The sequence below is a fragment of the Rhodopseudomonas sp. BR0C11 genome (assembly GCF_010820945.1).
Lineage (GTDB): Bacteria > Pseudomonadota > Alphaproteobacteria > Rhizobiales > Xanthobacteraceae > Rhodopseudomonas > Rhodopseudomonas palustris_H.
On record NZ_QTKI01000886.1, the window covers coordinates 1 to 380 of the forward strand.

The window sequence follows — 380 nt, forward strand, 5'->3', positions numbered from 1 at the left end:
CGCGAAGCCCGCGAACGCGACGGCGACGGGCCCGTGATCCTGTACGGCTGGCACACTGTTACGGCCGCACTGGCCAATCCGCGGCGTAAGATTCGCAAGCTGTGGCTGACCGAGAACGCCGCCCGCAAGCTGGCCGAGGAGCACATCGACACCCGAATCGCGCCGGAGATCGTCCGGCCGTCGGAGATCGACCGCCAGCTCGGGCCGGACGCGGTGCATCAGGGCATGCTGGCCGAGGCCGATCCGCTGCAGGTGCCGCGAATCGACACCCTGCACCAGCACGGCATCGTGCTGGTGCTCGATCAGATCACCGATCCGCACAATGTCGGGGCGATCCTGCGCTCGGCGGCCGCTTTCGCCGTGCAGGCGATCGTCACCAC

The 380-nt window shown here is 68.7% G+C and carries 1 protein-coding gene; it reads left to right on the top strand.

The genetic code is table 11. From position 1 onward, the window contains the following. Nucleotides 1–380, top strand: a 380-nt coding sequence (locus tag DYI24_RS27950; RefSeq protein WP_283810918.1) for a TrmH family RNA methyltransferase, incomplete at both ends; no start/stop codon positions are given.